14 protein-coding genes are annotated in these 18,927 nt (G+C 68.3%); 4 read left to right on the forward strand and 10 right to left on the reverse strand.

Going from position 1 to position 18,927, the window contains the following annotated elements; translation table 11 throughout:
* Positions 1-4: 4 nt before the first annotated feature.
* Complete coding sequence (locus CDN36_RS07555; protein WP_150555670.1) at positions 5-1,507, forward strand: efflux transporter outer membrane subunit; 1,503 nt, start codon at positions 5-7, stop codon at positions 1,505-1,507.
* Here CDN36_RS07555 and CDN36_RS07560 read toward each other — a convergent pair.
* Positions 1,493-2,449: a LysR family transcriptional regulator gene (locus tag CDN36_RS07560; RefSeq protein ID WP_287496388.1), complete on the reverse strand. Its 957-nt coding sequence runs from the start codon at positions 2,447-2,449 to the stop codon at positions 1,493-1,495. The two genes, CDN36_RS07555 and CDN36_RS07560, sit on opposite strands and share 15 nt — an antisense overlap.
* Before the next feature lie 170 nt (positions 2,450-2,619).
* Between CDN36_RS07560 and CDN36_RS07565 the strand changes: the two genes are divergently transcribed.
* Positions 2,620-3,039 carry a VOC family protein gene (locus CDN36_RS07565; RefSeq protein ID WP_150555668.1) on the forward strand — a complete coding sequence of 140 codons (420 nt, stop codon included), beginning with the start codon at positions 2,620-2,622 and terminating at the stop codon, positions 3,037-3,039.
* Positions 3,040-3,108: 69 nt separating this feature from the next.
* Positions 3,109-3,813, forward strand: a complete 705-nt coding sequence (locus CDN36_RS07570) for a fumarylacetoacetate hydrolase family protein (RefSeq protein ID WP_150555667.1) — start codon at positions 3,109-3,111, stop codon at positions 3,811-3,813.
* Positions 3,814-4,627: 814 nt separating this feature from the next.
* Here the strand turns inward: CDN36_RS07570 and glpK are convergent.
* The 4 genes from glpK to CDN36_RS07590 form a co-directional block, all read right to left on the reverse strand.
* The gene (gene glpK / locus CDN36_RS07575; protein WP_150555666.1) at positions 4,628-6,130 is read right to left on the reverse strand and encodes a glycerol kinase GlpK; all 1,503 of its coding nucleotides are present in this window, start codon (positions 6,128-6,130) and stop codon (positions 4,628-4,630) included.
* Between the two features lie 84 nt (positions 6,131-6,214).
* Complete coding sequence (gene glpD / locus CDN36_RS07580; protein ID WP_287496389.1) at positions 6,215-7,774, reverse strand: glycerol-3-phosphate dehydrogenase; 1,560 nt, start codon at positions 7,772-7,774, stop codon at positions 6,215-6,217.
* 213 nt (positions 7,775-7,987) lie between these two features.
* On the reverse strand, positions 7,988-8,824 hold the full coding sequence (locus tag CDN36_RS07585) for a DeoR/GlpR family DNA-binding transcription regulator (protein WP_287496390.1): 837 nt from the start codon (positions 8,822-8,824) through the stop codon (positions 7,988-7,990).
* A gap of 184 nt (positions 8,825-9,008) precedes the next feature.
* Entirely contained in the window at positions 9,009-9,587 is a 579-nt protein-coding gene (locus CDN36_RS07590; protein ID WP_287496391.1) for a hypothetical protein, read from the reverse strand.
* 457 nt (positions 9,588-10,044) lie between these two features.
* Here CDN36_RS07590 and CDN36_RS07595 point away from each other — a divergent pair, with 457 nt between their 5' ends.
* On the forward strand, positions 10,045-11,196 hold the full coding sequence (locus CDN36_RS07595; protein ID WP_150555662.1) for a glycerate kinase: 1,152 nt from the start codon (positions 10,045-10,047) through the stop codon (positions 11,194-11,196).
* An 18-nt stretch (positions 11,197-11,214) separates the two neighbouring features.
* Here the strand turns inward: CDN36_RS07595 and CDN36_RS07600 are convergent, their stop codons facing one another.
* The 5 genes from CDN36_RS07600 to prpB form a co-directional block, all read right to left on the reverse strand.
* Positions 11,215-12,663 carry a bifunctional 2-methylcitrate dehydratase/aconitate hydratase gene (locus tag CDN36_RS07600; RefSeq protein WP_287496392.1) on the reverse strand — a complete coding sequence of 483 codons (1,449 nt, stop codon included), beginning with the start codon at positions 12,661-12,663 and terminating at the stop codon, positions 11,215-11,217.
* Positions 12,664-12,816: 153 nt separating this feature from the next.
* Complete coding sequence (gene prpF, locus CDN36_RS07605; protein WP_287496393.1) at positions 12,817-14,007, reverse strand: 2-methylaconitate cis-trans isomerase PrpF; 1,191 nt, start codon at positions 14,005-14,007, stop codon at positions 12,817-12,819.
* A gap of 11 nt (positions 14,008-14,018) precedes the next feature.
* On the reverse strand, positions 14,019-16,616 hold the full coding sequence (gene acnD, locus CDN36_RS07610; protein WP_206111349.1) for a Fe/S-dependent 2-methylisocitrate dehydratase AcnD: 2,598 nt from the start codon (positions 16,614-16,616) through the stop codon (positions 14,019-14,021).
* A 129-nt stretch (positions 16,617-16,745) separates the two neighbouring features.
* Positions 16,746-17,897 (reverse strand): bifunctional 2-methylcitrate synthase/citrate synthase, encoded by a 1,152-nt coding sequence (gene prpC, locus CDN36_RS07615; protein WP_150555658.1) that lies wholly within the window; start codon positions 17,895-17,897, stop codon positions 16,746-16,748.
* Between the two features lie 27 nt (positions 17,898-17,924).
* The gene (gene prpB / locus CDN36_RS07620) at positions 17,925-18,815 is read right to left on the reverse strand and encodes a methylisocitrate lyase (protein ID WP_420874500.1); all 891 of its coding nucleotides are present in this window, start codon (positions 18,813-18,815) and stop codon (positions 17,925-17,927) included.
* Between the last annotated feature and the right edge of the window lie 112 nt (positions 18,816-18,927).

The following is an 18,927-nucleotide window of genomic DNA, read 5'->3' on the forward strand; positions in this document are numbered from 1 at the left end:
CGTCATGCGCGCTACACGCCGCCCGTTGCGCATCTGTTCGCCCGGCCGCATGCCGTGGCTGCCGCTCGCGCTGAGCGCGACGCTCGCGGCGTGCGCGGCCGGCCCCGACGCCCGGACGCCGGACGCCCCCGACGCGACGCAGTACACGAGCGGCGCGCAGCCTGTCGTCACGGCGAGTGCGGACGGGGCGCAGGGCGCGGCGCAAACGTTCGACATGCAGGCCGAGGTGCCCGTCGACTGGTGGACGCGCTTCGGCTCACCCGCGCTCGACGCCCTCGTCGCGCAGGCGCTGGCCGACAGCCCGACGCTGCGCCAGGCCGAAGCGAAACTGCGTGAGGCGCAGGAGGATTATCGGGCGCAGCTTGGCGCGCGCATGCTCCCGTCGGCCGATCTGAAACTCTCCGCAACGCGCGAGCAGGTCGATCTCTCCTCGTTCGGCATCACGTCCATGCCGAGCCCCGGGCCGTTCACGCTCTACAACGCCAGCGTCGACGTGTCGTACACGCTCGATCTGTTCGGCGGCAATCGCCGCGCACTCGAAGCGCTCGCCGCGCAGGTGGACTATCAGCGCTTCGAGGTGGAGGCGGCACGGCTCTCGCTGGCGGGCAACGTCGTGACCGCGGCCGTGCGGCAGGCCAGCGCACGCGCGCAGTGCTCCGCGCTCGAAGGCATGGCGGCGGCGCAGCGCACACAGCTCGAGGTCATGCGCGCCCGGCAGCGCGCGGGCGGCGTGGCGCCCCTCGACGTCGAGAATCAGGCGGCACTCGTTGCGCAGACCGAGGCACGGCTGCCGGCGCTGCGCGCCCAGATCGCCCAGTACGATCATCAGCTCGCTCGCCTGACGGGCCAGGCGCCAGGCGCCTTCGCCACGCCCGCGATCGATCTGGCGTCGCTGCAATTGCCGCCGACCGTGCCCGTGGCGCTGCCCTCGTCGCTGGCGCGCCGGCGCCCGGACATTCGCGCCGCGCAGGCGCTGCTGCATCAGGCCAGCGCCAATGTCGGCGTGGCGACGGCAAACCTTTACCCGCGCTTCACGCTCACGGGCAGTTTCGGCACGCAACGCATGCGCGGGGCGGACCTGGGCGACGGCATCAACATCTGGAACATCGGCATGAACCTGCTCCAGCCGCTGTTTCGCGGCGGCGAGCTGCGCGCGCAACGCCGGTCCGCCATCGCCGCCTACGATGCCGCACTGGCGGCCTATCGCGACACCGTGCTGGTCGGGCTCGCCCAGGTTGCCGACGCCATGCGGGCGCTGGAGGCGGATGCCGCCACGCTCGCCGCGCGCGCTCAGGCGGCCCGCAGCGCCGAGGCGGCCTACCGGATCGCCACCGCCCGTTATCGCGCCGGCGGCATCAGTCACTTCGCCCTGCTCGACGCGCAGCGGCAGGCGCTCGACGCCGCGCGCGAGCGCCTCGACGCACAGGGTGCGCGGCTGATCGACACCGCCGCGCTATGGCAAGCGTTGGGCGGTGCGGTGTCGGACACGCCACTACCGCGCCACTGACCCGGCCTCGCCGGTTCGCGCGCGCGCCTCGTCGGTCAGGCACTGCATCAGCGTGCCGACGGGCGCGCGCTTGAGTGCGGACTGGCGAACCAGCACGCCCAACTCGCGCGTGAGCGGCGCGCCGCGGAGCGGCAACACCTGTACGCCGGCGACGGCGGCCTTCGGAGCGGCATGCCCGCCGGCCGTCGCCGACGGTTTCCCGTCCACCGGCAGACCGATCAACGTGGCCGGAACGATCGACCAGCCCAGCCGCGCGCGCACCATGCGCAGGATCACTTCCGGTTCGTCGAGCTCCACGCCCTCGCGCACCCACAGGCGATGGCGGCGCAGATAGCGCTCGACCAGTTCGCCGCCATACGACCGACGGTTGTAGCGCACGAACGGCAACGACGCGGCCCAGTCGGCGACCGTGCCGCGGACACCCTTCGGCGCAATGGCAACGTAGGGCTCCACCATGAGCGTGCGCCACTTCATGTCTGCCGGCACGCCGATGCGCGGACGGATCATCACCGCCAGATCGAGCGCCTTCGCATCGAGCTGCGCGAGCAACTGCACCGACATGCCCGGCACGATGTTCAGGTGCGGCATCGCACCGAGCGAGGCCCAGCGTCGCACCGCACCGGGCAGCAAGCCCAGTTGCGCCGTCAGAATCGCGCCGACATGGATGGGCGCGAGCGCCGCCTGCATGCCTCGCGCGTCGGCTTCACCCCGCATCGCCTGATACCCCGCGATCACGCCCTGCGCCTGCGCGAGCAAACGGCGGCCGTCGTCGGAGAGAGAAACGGCGCGGCCGGTGCGCTCGAACAGTTGCACGCCGAGGTCCTCTTCGAGCCGTTGGATCTGAGCGCTCACGGCCGATTGCGTGAGCCCGAGACGCGCACCCGCCGCGGAAAAGGACGCTGTTTCGGCTGCCGTGACGAAGGTTTTCAGGTAGCGGATCATCTATCGAAAAATATGTTGCTGAGCGGCCGAATTATTCGTTTCTGATTACTTTTATCGATGGATAGAATGTAGCGCAAATCGGCGATGCCCAGCGTCGCCGCCCACGAACGGTCGCGCGCCCGCCGGGCGTGACGGCATCCGTTTTCCCAAACATCGCCCCGGAGTCCCTGATGACCACCCCGCTCTTTCACCTCGCCTTCCCCGTAGACGACCTCGAAGCGGCCCGCCGCTTCTACGGCGGCGTGATGGGCTGCGCCGAAGGCCGCAGCTCGGATCACTGGATCGACTTCGATTTCTTCGGGCACCAACTGGTCGCGCACCTCTCGCCGGAGCGGGCCGGCAAGCGCATCACCAACCCGGTGGACGGCGACGAGGTTCCCGTGCCGCATTTCGGCGTTATCCTTGACATGCCGGCGTGGCACGCGCTGGCCGAGCGCCTTCGCGCCGCCGGCACGCGCTTCGTGATCGAGCCGCACATCCGCTTCGCCGGACAGGTCGGCGAGCAGGCGACGCTGTTCTTTTACGATCCGGCCGGCAACGCGCTGGAGTTCAAGGCATTTGCCGACATGTCGCAGGTCTTCGCGAAGTAAGCGCGCGGCCCCCGGGGTCTTCCAAGGTTTCGTTTCATCGAATTTTCCGTTTTCGCCAAGAGTCTTCTCATGAGCCAATTCGTCATTTCCGCGCCGCCGCAGGCGTCGGTCGCCATTGCCGGCAGCGATGCCCGCTTTCCCGTTCGCCGCGTGTTCTGCGTCGGGCGCAACTACGCCGCGCATGCACGCGAGATGGGCAGCAACCCCGATCGCGAACCGCCGTTCTTCTTCATGAAGCCGGCCGACGCCGTGGTGGCCGCGCAGGGCACGCTGCCCTACCCGCCGCTCACGAGCGAGCTGCATCACGAAATCGAACTGGTGGTAGCGCTCGGCGCCGGCGGCGAGAACGTCGACGCCTCGCAAGCGCTTTCGCTGGTGTGGGGCTATGGCGTGGGTGTCGACCTCACGCGCCGCGATCTGCAGCAACAGGCCAAGGACACGCGCCGGCCGTGGGACTGGGGCAAGGCGTTCGATGCATCGGCGCCGTGCGGCGAGTTGCACGCCGTGGCCGACATCGGCCATCCCGGCAAGGGCCGCGTGTGGCTGGACGTGAACGGCGAGAACCGCCAGAGCGGCGACCTCGACGAGTTGATCTGGTCGGTGCCCGATCTGATCGCGGAAATCTCGCGCAGCGTGAAGCTGGCGCCGGGCGACCTCATCTTCACGGGCACGCCCGCCGGTGTCGGCGCGCTCGAGCCGGGCGACAAAGTCACGGCGGGCGTGGCAGGCGTGGGCGAGATCGCTTTTACCATCGGCCAGAAACCGGCGGTCTGATCGTCGCATGCCAATCCGGCGGCGCAGGATATCCACAGCGACTGTTGATAACCCTCTGCATAAGTCGGTCGCCGCCGGCGCAAACGCCCGTGGGCGTTGAGTGTCAAGTGCTTTGCCCAATTTGCCGTCACCGCGGCTGTCACGGCGAACGCGATCGGGCGGCTCGCCTGACGCCGGACGCCGGACGCGCCGCGCTCATGGGCAGTGTGGTACACGGCGCCCTGCCGCCGTGCAAGCCCGGGCATTGCCCCCCGAGCTTCGTCGCCGCGATCGTGTTCATTCCTGAAACACTTTTCGCCGCACGCCTGGCGGCGCCCTGTTTCGCTTTCCGAACTTCCCCGCCAATTCAACGGGTTGCAGCGTCTGGCATGCTTCTCGCATTGATGTGGAGGCAAACCGTCCGCTTCTGGGGAAGCCTCTTCGCCAGGATCGGTTGCCTCGGGAAATTACGCCATGCACGCCACATGGCCCCGGCACGCCCGATGCCAGATCCTCCGCCGGGAGCGCCCCGGACGCGGACGGATTGCACCTCTGGACGACGACGGCCGCAACGGTCGGACGACGGAAGCTTTTCGGGGAGGGGATCATGCAAATGCGCCGCACCGGGCCTTGCGCCCTCAGTCCCTGCGTCCGGTCGCTCGCGCCGGCGAGTCCGGCCAAGTCCGCCCGTCGCCATCCACGCGAGCGCTGTGCGAGCTGGCGGCACCGCCGGCACGATGCGATCGGCGATCGCCGCCACGTCGCCCCGGGACGGGCGATGCGCTAAAGCCGCGCACGCCGCGCCGTCACCCGAGCGAATTGCGCAGCGAATCCTTCAGGCCTCTTCGGCCCACGCTTTCGCGGCGCGCACCGCGCGCTGCCAGCCGGCGACCGCGCGCGCCACTTCGTCCTCGGGCAGCTTGCGCGAGAAGCGTTGGTGCAATTGCCACTGCCGCTCCAGGGTGTCGATGTCGGGCCAAAAGCCCACCGCAAGCCCGGCAAGATAGGCGGCGCCCGCCGCCGTCGTTTCGATCACTTTCGGGCGCACGACGTCCGCCCCGAGCAGATCCGCCTGCCACTGCATGAGCAGATCGTTCGCCGCCGCGCCGCCGTCCACGCGCAGCTCCGAGACGTGCATGCCGGCGTCGGCCTCCATGGCGCGCAGCACGTCGAGCGTCTGGAATGCGATGCTGTCGAGCGCCGCGCGCGCCACATGGGCGGCCGTGGTGCCACGCGTCGCGCCGAACAGGGTGCCGCGCGCACGCGGCTGCCAGTGCGGCGCGCCAAGTCCCGCGAAGGCCGGCACCAGCACCACGCCGTCGGCATTGGGCACGCTCGTGGCAAGCGCTTCGACATCGCGCGAGTGACGGATGATCCCCAGCCCGTCGCGCAGCCATTGCACGACCGCGCCGCCGATGAAGATGCTGCCTTCGAGCGCATAGTCGACCCGCTCGCCGATCTTCCACGCCACGGTCGTGAGCAGATTGTGGCTCGACGCCTGCGGCTTGCCGCCGGTGTTCATCACCATGAAGCAGCCCGTGCCGTACGTGTTCTTCACCATGCCCGGCGACAGGCACATCTGCCCGAATAGCGCCGCCTGCTGATCGCCCGCCATGCCCGCGATCGGCACCGGGGCGGAGAACAGGGACGTGGCCGTATGACCGTAGACCTCGCTCGAGGAGCGCACCTCGGGCAGCATGCTGCGCGGCACGCCGAGCAGCGCGAGCAGTTCGTCGTCCCAGGCGAGCGTATGGATGTTGAAGAGCATCGTGCGCGATGCGTTCGAGACGTCGGTCACGTGCAGCTTGCCGCCGGTAAGATGCCACACGAGCCAGCTGTCGACGGTGCCGAACGCGAGATGTCCGGCCTGCGCCGCCTCGCGCGCGCCTTCGACGTTATCGAGAATCCAGCGGATCTTGCTGCCGGAGAAATACGCGTCGACGCGCAGCCCCGTGCGACTCGCGATGAGCGGCTCCGAGCCGTCCCCGCGCAGGCGGTCGCAGAAATCGGCCGTGCGACGGTCCTGCCACACGATGGCGTTGTAGACGGGCTCGCCCGTGCGGCGGTCCCAGACGACGGTAGTCTCGCGCTGGTTCGTGATGCCGATGGCCGCGATCTCGCTGCCCGCGACGCCGGCATGCGTGAGCGCCTCGGCGGCCACACCGGCCTGCGTCGCCCAGATTTCGCGCGGATCGTGCTCGACCCAGCCGGGATGCGGATAGATCTGTCGGAACTCCTTTTGCGCCGTCGCCACGACGTGACCGTCGCGATCGAACAGCAATGCCCGGGAGCTCGTCGTTCCCTGGTCGAACGCGAGGATGTATGCGCCTCGTGCCATTGCGCCCGTCTCCTGTGGTTTTCGTGTGAGTTGCGCGGCGCTGCGGCCCCTGCCGCCCCTGCCGCCCTTGCTGCCCTGCACTGCCTATGCAACCGCCTCGGGCACCATCGCCATGTGCCGCGCGAACCATTGCCGCACGCTCGCCTCGCCTTCCGGCCCGACGTGCAGGCCCAGCTTGGTGCGGCGCCAGAGCACGTCCTGCGCCGTGCGCGCCCATTCGTGCTGCACGAGATAGCGCAGCTCGGCCTCGTAGAGATCGCCGCACACGCACTCGCCCAGACTGCCGAGCGAGGTTGCGTCGCCCAGGAGCACGCGCGTGCGCGTGCCGTAGGTGCGCGCGTAGCGGTACGCCAGCGCTGCCGGCAGCCACGGCAGTTGCGCGCGCAGCGAGGCCTCGAAGGCGCCGGCGTCGGGCTCGGCCATGTCGCCGCCCGGCAGCGCGGCGCCGGCCGTCCAGTCGCCCTGCGTGAAGCCGAGCGGTGCATGCAGGTGCGACATCGCTTCCTCGGCCAGACGCCGATACGTCGTGATCTTGCCGCCGAACACCGAGAGCATCGGCGCCCGTCCCGGCGGCGCATCGAGCTCGAGCTTGTAATCGCGCGTGACCGCCGACGGGTTGGCAACGTCTTCCTCCATCAGCGGACGCACGCCCGCATAGGTCCAGACGACGTCCGCCGGCGTGATCGGTTGCGTGAAGTACTCGCTTGCGGACTTGCACAGGTAGGCGATTTCGTCGTCGCTGATCGCGACCTGCGCGGGGTCGCCGCCGTATTCGACGTCGGTCGTGCCGATGAGCGTGAATTCGCGCTCATACGGAATCGCGAAGATGATGCGCTTGTCCGGATTCTGAAAGATGTAGGCGTGGTCGTGATCGAACAGCCTGCGCGTGACGATGTGGCTGCCCTTGACGTTGCGAATGCGGTGAGTCGAGCGCTGGTGCAGCACGTCGCCGAGCAAATGGCCGACCCACGGGCCCGCCGCATTGACCATGGCCCGCGCGCGCACGGTCTGCACGCACCGCGGCCCGCCGTCGGTCGTCTCGAGCGTGGCGCTCCACAGGTGTTCGCCGCGCTCGGCGCCCGTCAACCGCGTGCGCGTCAGGATCGTGGCGCCGCGCTCGGCGGCGTCCTGGGCGTTGAGCACGACCAGACGCGCGTCCTGCACCCAACCGTCGGAATACACGAAGCCGCGCTGTAGATCGCGGCGCAGCGGCGCGCCCGCACGATGGCGGCGCAGATCGATGCTGCGCGAGCCCGGCAGGATTTCGCGACGCGCGAGGTGATCGTAGAGGAACAGGCCGGCGCGAATGAGCCATGCCGGGCGCAGATTGGGCATGTGCGGCATGACGAAGCGCAACGGCCACATGATATGCGGCGCGGCGCGCAGCAGCACCTCGCGTTCCTGCAACGCCTTGCGCACCAGGCCGAACTCGTAATACTCGAGATAGCGCAGGCCGCCGTGAATGAGCTTGGTGCTGGCCGAGGACGTGTGCGAGGCCAGATCGTCCTGCTCGACGAGCAGCACGCGCAGCCCGCGCCCGGCCGCGTCGCGCGCAATCCCGGCGCCGTTGATGCCGCCGCCGACGACCAGCAGGTCATACGGCGCGAGGCGGTTGTCCGATGGCGATTGGGCGGCTGTGTGCACGTGCGGCTCCCGGTCGTGAGCGTCAAGTCATCGAAATTCGAATCCGGCAGGCTGGCCTCGGTTCGAATGGCGTTGCCAATGTTCGCCAACGCCCCATGCGATGTTCGTTTTCGAACATTGATATTCGAATTCTAACAGACAACACCCCACGAGTTTCGAATTCGCGCATTGACACGTCGCCATGTGCGAATTCGCACACCCCCGTTCCCCGGGTCAGTTGACCACGTGCACCTGCGTGCCGGCCTCGGCGATCACCTGCGCCATGCCGTGCGGCACGGGCCGGTCGGTGAAAAGCGCGTCGATCTGCGACAGATGGCCGAGGCGCACCAGCGCAGGCCGGCCGAACTTGCTGTGGTCGGCCGCGAGAAACACGGTGCGCGAATGCGCGATGATCGCCTCGGCGACCCGGACCTCGCGATAGTCGAAATCGCGCAGGGTGCCGTCCGGATCGATGGCGGAAATGCCGATGATGCCGAAGTCGACCTTGAACTGGCGGATGAAGTCGAGCGTGGCCTCGCCCGTCACCCCCTGATCGCGCGCGCGCACCACGCCGCCGGCAATGATCACTTCGGCGTCGGGATAGCTGCTCATCATGGCCGCCACGTGGAGGTTGTTCGTGATCACACGCAGGCCGCGATGGCGCGACAGGGCGCGCGCCACTGCCTCGGTCGTGGTGCCCAGGTTGATGAACAGCGAGGCGTGATCGGGAATCTGTTCGGCCAGACGAGCGGCAATGCGGCGCTTCTCCTCGGCGAGCTGCGTCTGGCGAGCGTCGTAAGCTTCGTTTTCCGCGCCGCCCGGCAACCCGACGCCGCCGTGATATCGCCGCACCCATTTGCGTTCCGCGAGGGAATTGATATCGCGCCGAATCGTCTGCGGCGTGACGTCGAAGCGCGCGGCGAGCTCGTCGACCGTCAGGAAGCCGTCGCGCCGCACCGCGTCGAACAGCGCCTGCTGGCGCGGGTTGAGCGGCGGCTGTCCGGCATCCGCTCCTCCTTCGGCGGCGACTTCGGACACATCGGAAACTTCAACGGGATCGGTAGAGGACATCGGCGCGCATTGAGGAAAGCCTTCGCGCGGGCTTGGTGGCCGCGCGTTCGCCGCCATGATACCGCGCCCCCGGCGCTCGCACGTTCACCCGCCGTCACGCGGCGCCAGCCGGGGCACGCGGTTTATGTGCGTTATGCGGGTCATGTCCGCTGTGCGGCTTATATTCGACGCATGCGAGGCGTCCTTACAGGCACTGGCGGACTGCGTCGGCCAGCGACTGCGGGCCGGTCGAGCCGAGATAGAGCGAGCCTTCGCTGCCCGACTTGTGCGGCGCGAGGTCGAGCACGGCGAGCACGCCATCGTCGTTCGAGGAGAGTTGCAGCGTCTGGCCCGGGCCGGCCTTGCTGCGATCGAGCCGCGCATACGGCAGTTGCTTCTTCCATAGCCGTGCGGTGCAGGCGCTCACGCGCACGAGGGTCTTCTTCGACGAGCCCTGCCAGACGGCCCCGTTGGCGCGGGCGTCTTCCACGGTGTCACGATAAGCGGGCAGCGTCTCGACTTTTACATTTTCCGGTGCAACGTCGGCGACGCTGCCCACCGGCGGATCGTCGTGTGCGACGGCAGGCGGCGTCTGTGCGCACCCGGCCAGCATGACGACGGCAGCGCCCAATGCCGCTGCGGCGATGGTGCGCGCACGGCGGCCTGCGGGCGCCTGGGCCGCGCGCGTCGCCGGTTCGCCGCCGTGCCCGGCGCCCCGATCGGTGTTTCGCGCAATGTCAGGCTTCGCGCCCCGCTTTGTGCTCCGCTTTGTGCTCCACTTCATGCCCCGGCTCCACGCTCGCAAAGGGCCGCCGCCCGCGCGATGCCGCCGTTTGCCGAAGCCGGCCGGACATCGCGTCGGGAGGCGACACCTGGTATCTGGTCACGGCGCACACGATGGCTGGCAGCCGCGGGACGTCTCGCGCACCCCTGCCCGGCCGCGGCTCGCGCCGCCTTGTTCATGAATCCTTTCGGGCGCTCATCTTACTCGCGTTATTCATAGCATGGCAATTCGCGCAATGCGCGCTGGCCCGAATCGCGTATATTGCTGGTTTCTGTCACACTGCGCCGCGACGCCTCGCGCCCCATCCCGCCGCGAGCCGAAGCCCGTTCGCGCCCCGCCCCCCGCGCGGAAAGATCTTCCGCGCGGCCGGTCCGCCACAAGCGATGACGCCGACGCCGGCGGGCCAGATGCGCCAGTCAATCCCTGCCAACCCATTTTTGCGACCGTCCCGATTGCCATGTCCAGCAATGCGCAAGCCCCGATCATCGTCATCGCTCCCGATTCGTTCAAAGGTTCGCTGAGCGCGCCAGAAGTCGCGCGCGCCGTCGCGTCCGGCATCGCCCGCGTGCTCCCGGACGCCGACCTGCGCCTGCGTCCGATGGCCGACGGCGGCGAGGGCACGCTCGACGCCCTGCTATCGGCCGGCGGACGGCGTGTGCCGTTGTCGGTGCGCGGTGCGGGACAGGCGTCGGTCACGGCCGAGTACGGCATCATGCCGGACGGCACCGGCGTGCTCGAGAGCGCCAACGTGGTGAGCATCACGGACCCCGTGGGCATGCAGACGCCGGTCGCCGAGCGCTCGACGGTGGGCCTGGGCGAGCTGCTGCGCGCCCTGCTCGATACGGGCGCGCGCCGCGTGCTCATCGGCCTTGGCGGCAGCAGCACGAATGACGGCGGTGCGGGCCTGCTCGTCGGCCTCGGTGCGCGTCTGCTCGACGAGGCCGGCGAAGTCGTCCAGCCGGTACCGGCGGCCCTGCACCGCGTGGCCTCGATCGATCTGAACGGTCTCGACGCCCGGCTCAAGGACTGCGAACTGATCGCGATGTCCGACGTGAACAATCCGCTCAACGGCGCGCAAGGTGCGACGGCGATCTTCGGGCCGCAAAAGGGCGTGAGCGAAGCGCAGGTCGAGCCGCTCGATCGCGCCATCGCGCATTTTGCCGTTCATGCGCACCGCGCGTTCAATGCCAATGAAGCCGCGAGCCGCGCCGGCGCCGGCGCTGCCGGCGGACTGGGCTTCGCGCTGCATCTGCTCGGCGCGCAATTCCGCTCGGGCGCGGAAGTGGTAGCCGAGCGCGTCGGCCTGCCCCAGGCGGTCGAGGGCGCGGACTGGCTCATCACCGGCGAAGGCCGCAGCGACGGCCAGACCCTGTCGGGCAAGACGCCGATGATTGCCGCACAGGTCGCGATCAAGGCTGGCGCGACGGCGTCGCTGCTCTCCGGCGCCATCGACCGCAGTGCGCTGGACAGCCTCTCGCGCGTGTTCTCGGGCTGCTTCTCGCTGACGTTCGGCCCGACCACGCTGGAAAAGGCCATCGCCGACGCCGCCGGCCTGCTCGCCGACAGCGCCGAACAGATGGCGCGTCTGCGCTACACCCACAGGGGCTGAGCGCCGCCGGCCGGCGCGTCACACCATCAAATCCACGAAGCGATGCACGGGCATCGCTTCGAGCCGCTGCTGATCGAGCGCCACCTCGAGAATGCGTTCCTGGGCTCGCGCGGCGAAACGACGCGCGAGATTGGCGCGGAATTTCTCCACGAGCAACGGAATTCCCTCGGCGCGGCGCCGCTTGTGCCCGATCGGGTACGCCACGAGCACTTCGTCGAGCGTAGTGCCGTCGTTGAACGTGACAGTCAGTCCGTTGGCGATCGAACGCTTGTCAGGGTCATGATAGTCGCGCGTGAACTGCGGATCTTCCACGCACACGATCTTCGCGCGCAGCGCGTCGATGCGGGGATCGGCCGCCACGTCGTCCTCGTAATCGGCCGCCGTGAGCCGCCCGAACAACAGCGGCACCGCCACCATGTACTGAATGCAGTGATCGCGATCGGCCGGGTTGGCGAGCGGACCCTGCTTGTCGATGATCCGAATCGCCGCCGCATGCGTGCGAATCGTCACCGAACGAATGTCCTGCGCGCTTCGCCCGGACGCCTGCATCTGCCGGTGCAGCGTCATGGCCGCTTCGGCGGCAGTCTGCGCGTGAAACTCGGCGGGAAACGAAATCTTGAACAGCACGTTCTCCATGACGTAGGACCCGTAGGGACGCTGGAACGCGAACGGCTTGCCCTTGAACAGCACGTCGTAAAAGCCCCACGTCTTCGCGGTGAGCACCGACGGATACCCCATCTCGCCGGCGCGCGCCATCAGCGCGAGCCGCACCGCGCGGCTGGTCGCATCGCCCGCCGCCCATGATTTGCGACTGCCGGTGTTGGGCGCATGGCGATAGGTGCGCAGGCTCTGTCCGTCGACGAAAGCGAGCGACAGCGCATTGATCAGTTCGTCGCGCGTGAGCCCGAGCATTTCGCCGACGACCGCCGTCGACGCGACCTTCACAAGCACCACGTGATCGAGTCCGACCTCGTTGAACGAGTTCTCCAGCGCGAGACAGCCCTGAATCTCGTGGGCCTTGATCATCGCGACGAGCACATGGCGCATCGTGAGCGGCGCCTGCCCGCCGGCCACCGCCGTGCGCGAGAGCCAGTCCGCGGTCATCAGAATGCCGCCGAGATTGTCGGACGGATGCCCCCACTCGGCCGCGAGCCAGGTGTCGTTGAAGTCGAGCCAGCGAATCATCGCGCCGAGATTGAACGCGGCCTGCACCGGATCGAGCTGGTACGGCGTGCCGGGCACCTTCGCGCCATGGGGCACGATCGTGCCAGGCACGATGGGCCCGAGCAGTTTGGTACATGCGGGGTAGGACAGCGCTTCGAAGCCACACCCGAGCGTATCGATCAGGCAGTTGCGCGCGGTATCGAAGGCGAGATCGCTGCGGATCTCGCAAGAGAGCACGTAGTCGGCGATGTCGGTGAGAACCTTGTCGGGCGCGGGACGCACGTTCGAGATGCCAGCGGACATGGGCTGCCTCCAGTGACGTTGACGCACGCCGCCTGCGCGCAATCGCCTTGCGGGCGCGGCCGCGCGCGGCGGCTTTCGCGGACGCTCCCATGATAAGCCGGCGCGAAGCGCCATGCTCGCCGGCCGCCGATCTCCGGCGCCCGCCTCACGGCATCAGAAGGCGTCGCCCGGAATCCGCACCCAGCCTTCCATCAGCACGCGCGCGCTGCGGCTCATGATGGCCTTGGTGACCGTCCATTCGCCGTCGACCTCGCTCGCTTCGGCGCCCACGCGCAGCGTGCCGGACGGATGCCCGAAGCGCACGGCGTTGCGCGCGCCGCCCCCGGCCGCCAGATTCACCAGCGTGCCCGGGATCGCCGCCGCCGCGCCGATACACACCGCCGCCGTGCCCATCATCGCGTGATGCAGCTTGCCCATCGACAGCGCGCGCACGAGCAGATCGACGTCGCCGGCGTTCACCATCTTGCCGCTCGACGCGGTGTAGCTCGCGGGCTTCGCGACGAACGCCACCTTCGGCGTGTGCTGCCGCGTGGCCGCCTCCGACACGTCCTTGATCAGTCCCATGCGAATCGCGCCGTGCGCGCGAATCGTCTCGAACATCGCGAGCGCCTTGGGATCGCCGTTGATGGCGTCCTGCAATTCCGTGCCGCGGTAACCGATGTCCTCGGCGTTGAGAAAGATGGTGGGAATGCCCGCGTTGATCAGCGTCGCCCTGAACGTGCCCACTCCGGGCACTTCGAGGTCGTCGACGAGATTGCCGGTCGGGAACATCGCGCCGCCCTCGCCGTCCTCCTCGGCGGCCGGCTCGAGAAACTCGAGTTGCACTTCGGCGGCCGGGAACGTTACGCCGTCGAGCTCGAAGTCGCCCGTCTCCTGCACGGCGCCGTCGGTCATCGGCACGTGCGCAATGATGGTCTTGCCGATGTTGGCCTGCCAGATGCGCACGACGGCCACGCCGTCGCGCGGCACCCTCACGGGATCGACGAGCCCCGCGCAGATCGCGAAAGGCCCGACGGCCGCCGACAGGTTGCCGCAGTTGCCGCTCCAGTCGACGAACTTCTGATCGATGGAGACCTGCCCGAACAGGTAGTCCACATCGTGTCCGGGCCGCTCGCTCCTGGCGACGATGACCGTCTTGCTCGTGCTCGACGTCGCCCCGCCCATGCCGTCGATCTGCTTGCCGTATGGATCGGGGCTGCCGATCACGCGCAGGAGCAGCGCGTCGCGCGCGGCGCCCGGCACCTGCGCCGCTTCGGGTAGATCCTGGAGGCGGAAGAACACGCCCTTGCTCGTGCCGCCGCGCATGTACGTGGCGGGAATGCGGATTTGTGGCTGATGCGCCATCGCGTCTCTCCTCAGGCAGCCGCTTGCGACGATTCGAGAAAGTCCTGGGCGAAGCGCTGCAGTACGCCGCCCGCCTCGTAGATCGACACCTCCTCGGCCGTGTCCAGACGGCACGTGACGGGCACCTCCACACGCTCGCCGTTGCGGCGGTGGATGACGAGCGTGAGATCGGCGCGCGGCGTGCGCTCGCCGATCACGTCGAACGTCTCGCTGCCGTCGATGCCGAGCGTCTTGCGATTCGTGCCCGGCTTGAATTCGAGCGGCAGCACGCCCATGCCGACCAGATTGGTGCGGTGAATGCGCTCGAAGCCCTCGGCGACGATCGCCTCGGTGCCGGCCAGGCGCACGCCCTTGGCCGCCCAGTCGCGCGAGGAGCCCTGGCCGTAGTCGGCGCCGGCAATCACGATGAGCGGCTGCTTGCGTGCCATGTAGGTCTCGATGGCTTCCCACATGCGCGTGATCTTGCCTTCGGGCTCGATGCGTGCGAGCGAGCCCGTCCTGACCTGTCCGTCCACGACAACCATCTCGTTTCTGAGCGTCGGATTGGCGAAGGTGGCGCGCTGCGCCGTCAGGTGGTCGCCGCGATGCGTGGCGTATGAGTTGAAGTCCTCTTCCGGCAGCCCCATCTTCGCCAGATACTCGCCCGCCGCGCTGTCGGGCATGATGGCGTTCGACGGCGAGAGGTGGTCGGTGGTGATGTTGTCCCCAAGCACCGCCAGCGCGCGCATGCCGCGCAGCGTGCGCTCGCCCGCAAGCGCGCCCTCCCAGTACGGCGGGCGGCGGATGTAGGTGCTCTTCTCGCGCCAGTTGTAGAGCGGCGCTGCGCGCTCGCCCGAATCCACGGCGGCGGCGAACATCGGCTCGTACACGCGACGGAACTGCTCGGGCTTCACGCTGCTGGCGATGATGGCGTCGATTTCCTCGTCGCTCGGCCACAGGTCGGCCAGGCGCTGCGGCTTGCCGGCCGCGTCCACGCCGAGCACGTCCTTCTCGATGTCGAAGCGGATCGTGCCGGCAATGGCGTAGGCCACGACCAGCGGCGGCGACGCGAGGAACGCCTGCTTCGCGTAGGGATGAATGCGGCCGTCGAAGTTGCGGTTGCCCGAGAGCACCGCCGTGGCGTACAGGTCCCGCTCGATGATCTCCTGCTGGATCGCCGGATCGAGCGCACCCGACATGCCGTTGCACGACGTGCAGGCGTAGGCGACCACGCCGAAGCCGAGCTTCTCGAGCTCGGGCAGCAGGCCGGCCGCTTCCAGATACAGCGTGACGGCCTTCGAGCCGGGCGCGAGCGAGCTCTTGACCCACGGTTTGCGCGTGAGGCCGGCGCGGTTGGCGTTGCGCGCGAAAAGGCCCGCCGCGATCATGTTGCGCGGGTTGTTGGTATTCGTACAGCTGGTGATGGCGGCAATGATGACCGCCCCGTCGGGCATCCGGCCCGGCTCGTTTTCCACCTTGCCGCTAATGCCGCGCGCGGCGAGCTCGCTCGTCGGCACGCGCTTGTGCGGATTGGACGGACCGGCGATGTTGCGCACCACGCTCGAGAGGTCGAACCTCAGCACACGCTCGTACTGCGCGTCGCGCAGGCTGTCGGCCCACAGCCCGGTTTGCTTCGCATATGTCTCGACGAGGCGCACGAGCGCGTCGTCGCGGCCGGTGAGCTTCAGGTACTTGATGGTCTGCGCGTCGATGTAGAACATCGCCGCCGTGGCGCCGAACTCCGGCGCCATGTTCGAGATCGTGGCGCGGTCGCCGAGCGTGAGGTTCGCGGCGCCCTCGCCGAAGAACTCGAGATAGGCCGAGACCACCTTTTGCTTGCGCAGGAATTCAGTGAGCGCCAGTACAACGTCGGTCGCGGTAATGCCCGGCTGCGGCTTGCCGGTGAGCTCCACGCCCACGATGTCGGGCAGGCGCATCCACGACGCGCGCCCGAGCATCACGCTCTCGGCCTCCAGGCCGCCCACCCCGATCGCGATCACGCCCAGCGCATCGACCATCGGCGTGTGCGAGTCGGTGCCCACGAGGGTATCGGGATACGCCACGCCGTCGCTCACCTGCACGACCGGGCTCATGCGCTCGAGGTTGATCTGATGCAGGATCCCGTTGCCCGGCGGAATCACGTCCACGTTGCGAAACGCCTTCTTCGTCCAGTTGATGAAGTCGAAGCGGTCTTCGTTGCGACGGTCCTCGATGGCGCGGTTCTTGGCGAATGCGTCGGGGTCGAACCCGCCGCACTCCACGGCGAGCGAGTGGTCGACGACGAGCTGCGTCGGCACGACCGGATTGACGAGCGACGGATCGCCGCCTTGCGCCGCGATCGCATCGCGCAGGCCGGCCAGATCCACGAGCGCGGTCTGGCCCAGGATGTCGTGGCACACGACACGGGCCGGGAACCACGGGAAGTCGAGATCGCGGCGTCGCTCGATCAGTTGCCTGAGCGAGTCGGTGAGCGCGGCCGGCTCACAGCGGCGCACGAGGTTCTCGGCCAGCACGCGCGAGGTGTACGGCAACGTGTCGTAGGCGCCCGGTGCAATGGCCTCGACGGCGGCGCGGGCGTCGAAGTAATCGAGCGACGTCCCGGGCAGGGGTTTTCGGTATTCGGTGTTCATCATGTGAGGAGTATCGGCCCAGCTTGCGGCGAAAGGCTGCCAGCGGCTGGCAAGATGCCGGCCATGCCGCAACGCGCAGGGCGCCCGGCATGGCCGCGAGAGGCGTCGGAGTGCCGTGCTACGGCAATCTCAGCGCTTCTCGATCGGCACGAACTTCTGATCTTCCGGACCGACGTAGTTGGCGCTCGGACGGATGATCTTGTTGTCGATGCGCTGCTCGATGATGTGCGCGCTCCAGCCCGACGTGCGCGCAATCACGAACAGCGGCGTGAACATCGCGGTCGGCACGCCCATCATGTGATAGCTCACGGCGCTGAACCAGTCGAGGTTCGGGAACATCTTCTTGACGTCCCACATGACCGACTCCAGGCGTTCGGCGATGTCGAACATCTTCATGTTCTGCTGGTCCTTGGACAGCTCGCGCGCCACTTCCTTGATCACCTTGTTGCGCGGGTCGCTCACGGTGTAGACCGGGTGGCCGAAGCCGATGATCACTTCCTTGTTCTCCACGCGGCGACGAATGTCGGCCTCGGCCTCGTCGGGCGAGTCGTAGCGCTTTTGCACCTCGAAGGCCACTTCGTTCGCACCGCCGTGCTTGGGCCCGCGCAGCGCGCCGATGGCGCCGGTGATGGCCGAGTGCATGTCCGAGCCCGTGCCGGCGATCACGCGTGCGGTAAAGGTCGACGCGTTGAACTCGTGCTCGGCGTACAGAATGAGCGACGTGTGCATGGCGCGCACCCACCGGTCCGACGGCTTCTCGCCGTGCAGCAGATGCAGGAAATGGCCGCCGATGCTGTCGTCGTCGGTCTCCACGTCGATGCGCACGCCGTTCTGGCTGTAGTGATACCAGTAGAGCAGCATCGAGCCGAGGCTCGCCATCAGCCGGTCGGCGATGTCGCGCGCGCCGGGGATGTTGTGATCGTCCTTTTCGGGCAGCACGGTGCCAAGCACCGAGACGCCCGTGCGCATCACGTCCATCGGATGCGCGGCGGCCGGCACGGCTTCGAGCGCTTCCTTGACCGCGGCGGGCAGCCCGCGCAGCGCCTTGAGCTTGGCCTTGTAGCCCTTGAGCTCGGCCACGCTCGGCAGCTTGCCGTACACCAGCAGATGCGCGATCTCTTCGAACTCCGAGCTCTGGGCCAGATCCAGGATGTCGTAGCCGCGATAATGCAGGTCGTTACCCGAGCGGCCCACGGTACACAGGGCGGTATTGCCGGCGCTCACCCCGGACAGGGCAACGGATTTCTTCGGCTTGAAGCCGGTGGCGGTCGTCTCGCTCATGCTCATTCCTCCAGATCAGGGATTCGGTTATTTCTGCTGTGCGAACAGCGCGTCGAGCTTGTGCTCGTATGCGTGATAGCCGATGCTCTCATAGAGCTCGGCACGCGTCTGCATGGTGTCGAGCACGGCCTTTTGCGTGCCGTCGCGGCGAATCGTCTGATAAACGTTCTCCGCAGCCTTGTTCATGGCGCGGAAGGCCGACAGCGGATACAGCACCAGGCCAACCTGCGCGCTGCGCAGCTCCTCCACGGTAAACAGCGGCGTGGCGCCGAATTCCGTGATGTTCGCGAGCACGGGCACCTTCACGGCGTCGGCGAACTGGCGGTACATCGGCAGTTCGGTCATCGCTTCCGGGAAGACCATGTCGGCGCCCGCTTCCACGCACGCGCAGGCGCGGTCGATGGCGGCCTGCAGGCCTTCCACGGCGAGCGCGTCGGTACGCGCCATGATCACGAAGTTCTCGTCGGTGCGCGCGTCGACCGCGGCCTTGATGCGATCGACCATTTCCTGCTGGCTTACGATGGCCTTGCCCGGCCGGTGGCCGCAACGCTTCGCGCCGACCTGGTCTTCGATGTGCATCCCGCCCGCGCCGAACTTGACGAGCGACTGGACCGTGCGCGCAATGTTGAACGCCGACGGGCCGAAGCCGGTGTCGACGTCCACGAGCAGCGGCAGATCGCACACGTCGGTGATGCGGCGCACGTCGGTCAGCACGTCGTCGAGCGTGGAGATGCCGAGATCGGGCAGGCCCAGCGAGCCGGCGGCCACGCCACCGCCCGACAGATAGATCGCCTTGAACCCGGCGGCCTTGGCCAACAGGGCATGGTTGGCGTTGATGGTGCCGACAACCTGCAACGGTTGTTCGGTCTTGACGGCCTCGCGCAAGGCGGCGCCGGCGGAGCGAATGGTGTGCGTCACTGGAATCCCTCGGTCGTGGGTCGCGTGCATGCGGCGGGGCTGCCCCCGCTGCGCCCGCACACGGGTTGAGATGTGGCTTCATCGGTAGCAATGGGCGTGCCAGCCTGGCGCC

Origin of the sequence: Pandoraea sp. CB10b_02 (assembly GCF_002216225.1) — a bacterium.
GTDB lineage: Bacteria > Pseudomonadota > Gammaproteobacteria > Burkholderiales > Burkholderiaceae > Pandoraea > Pandoraea nosoerga.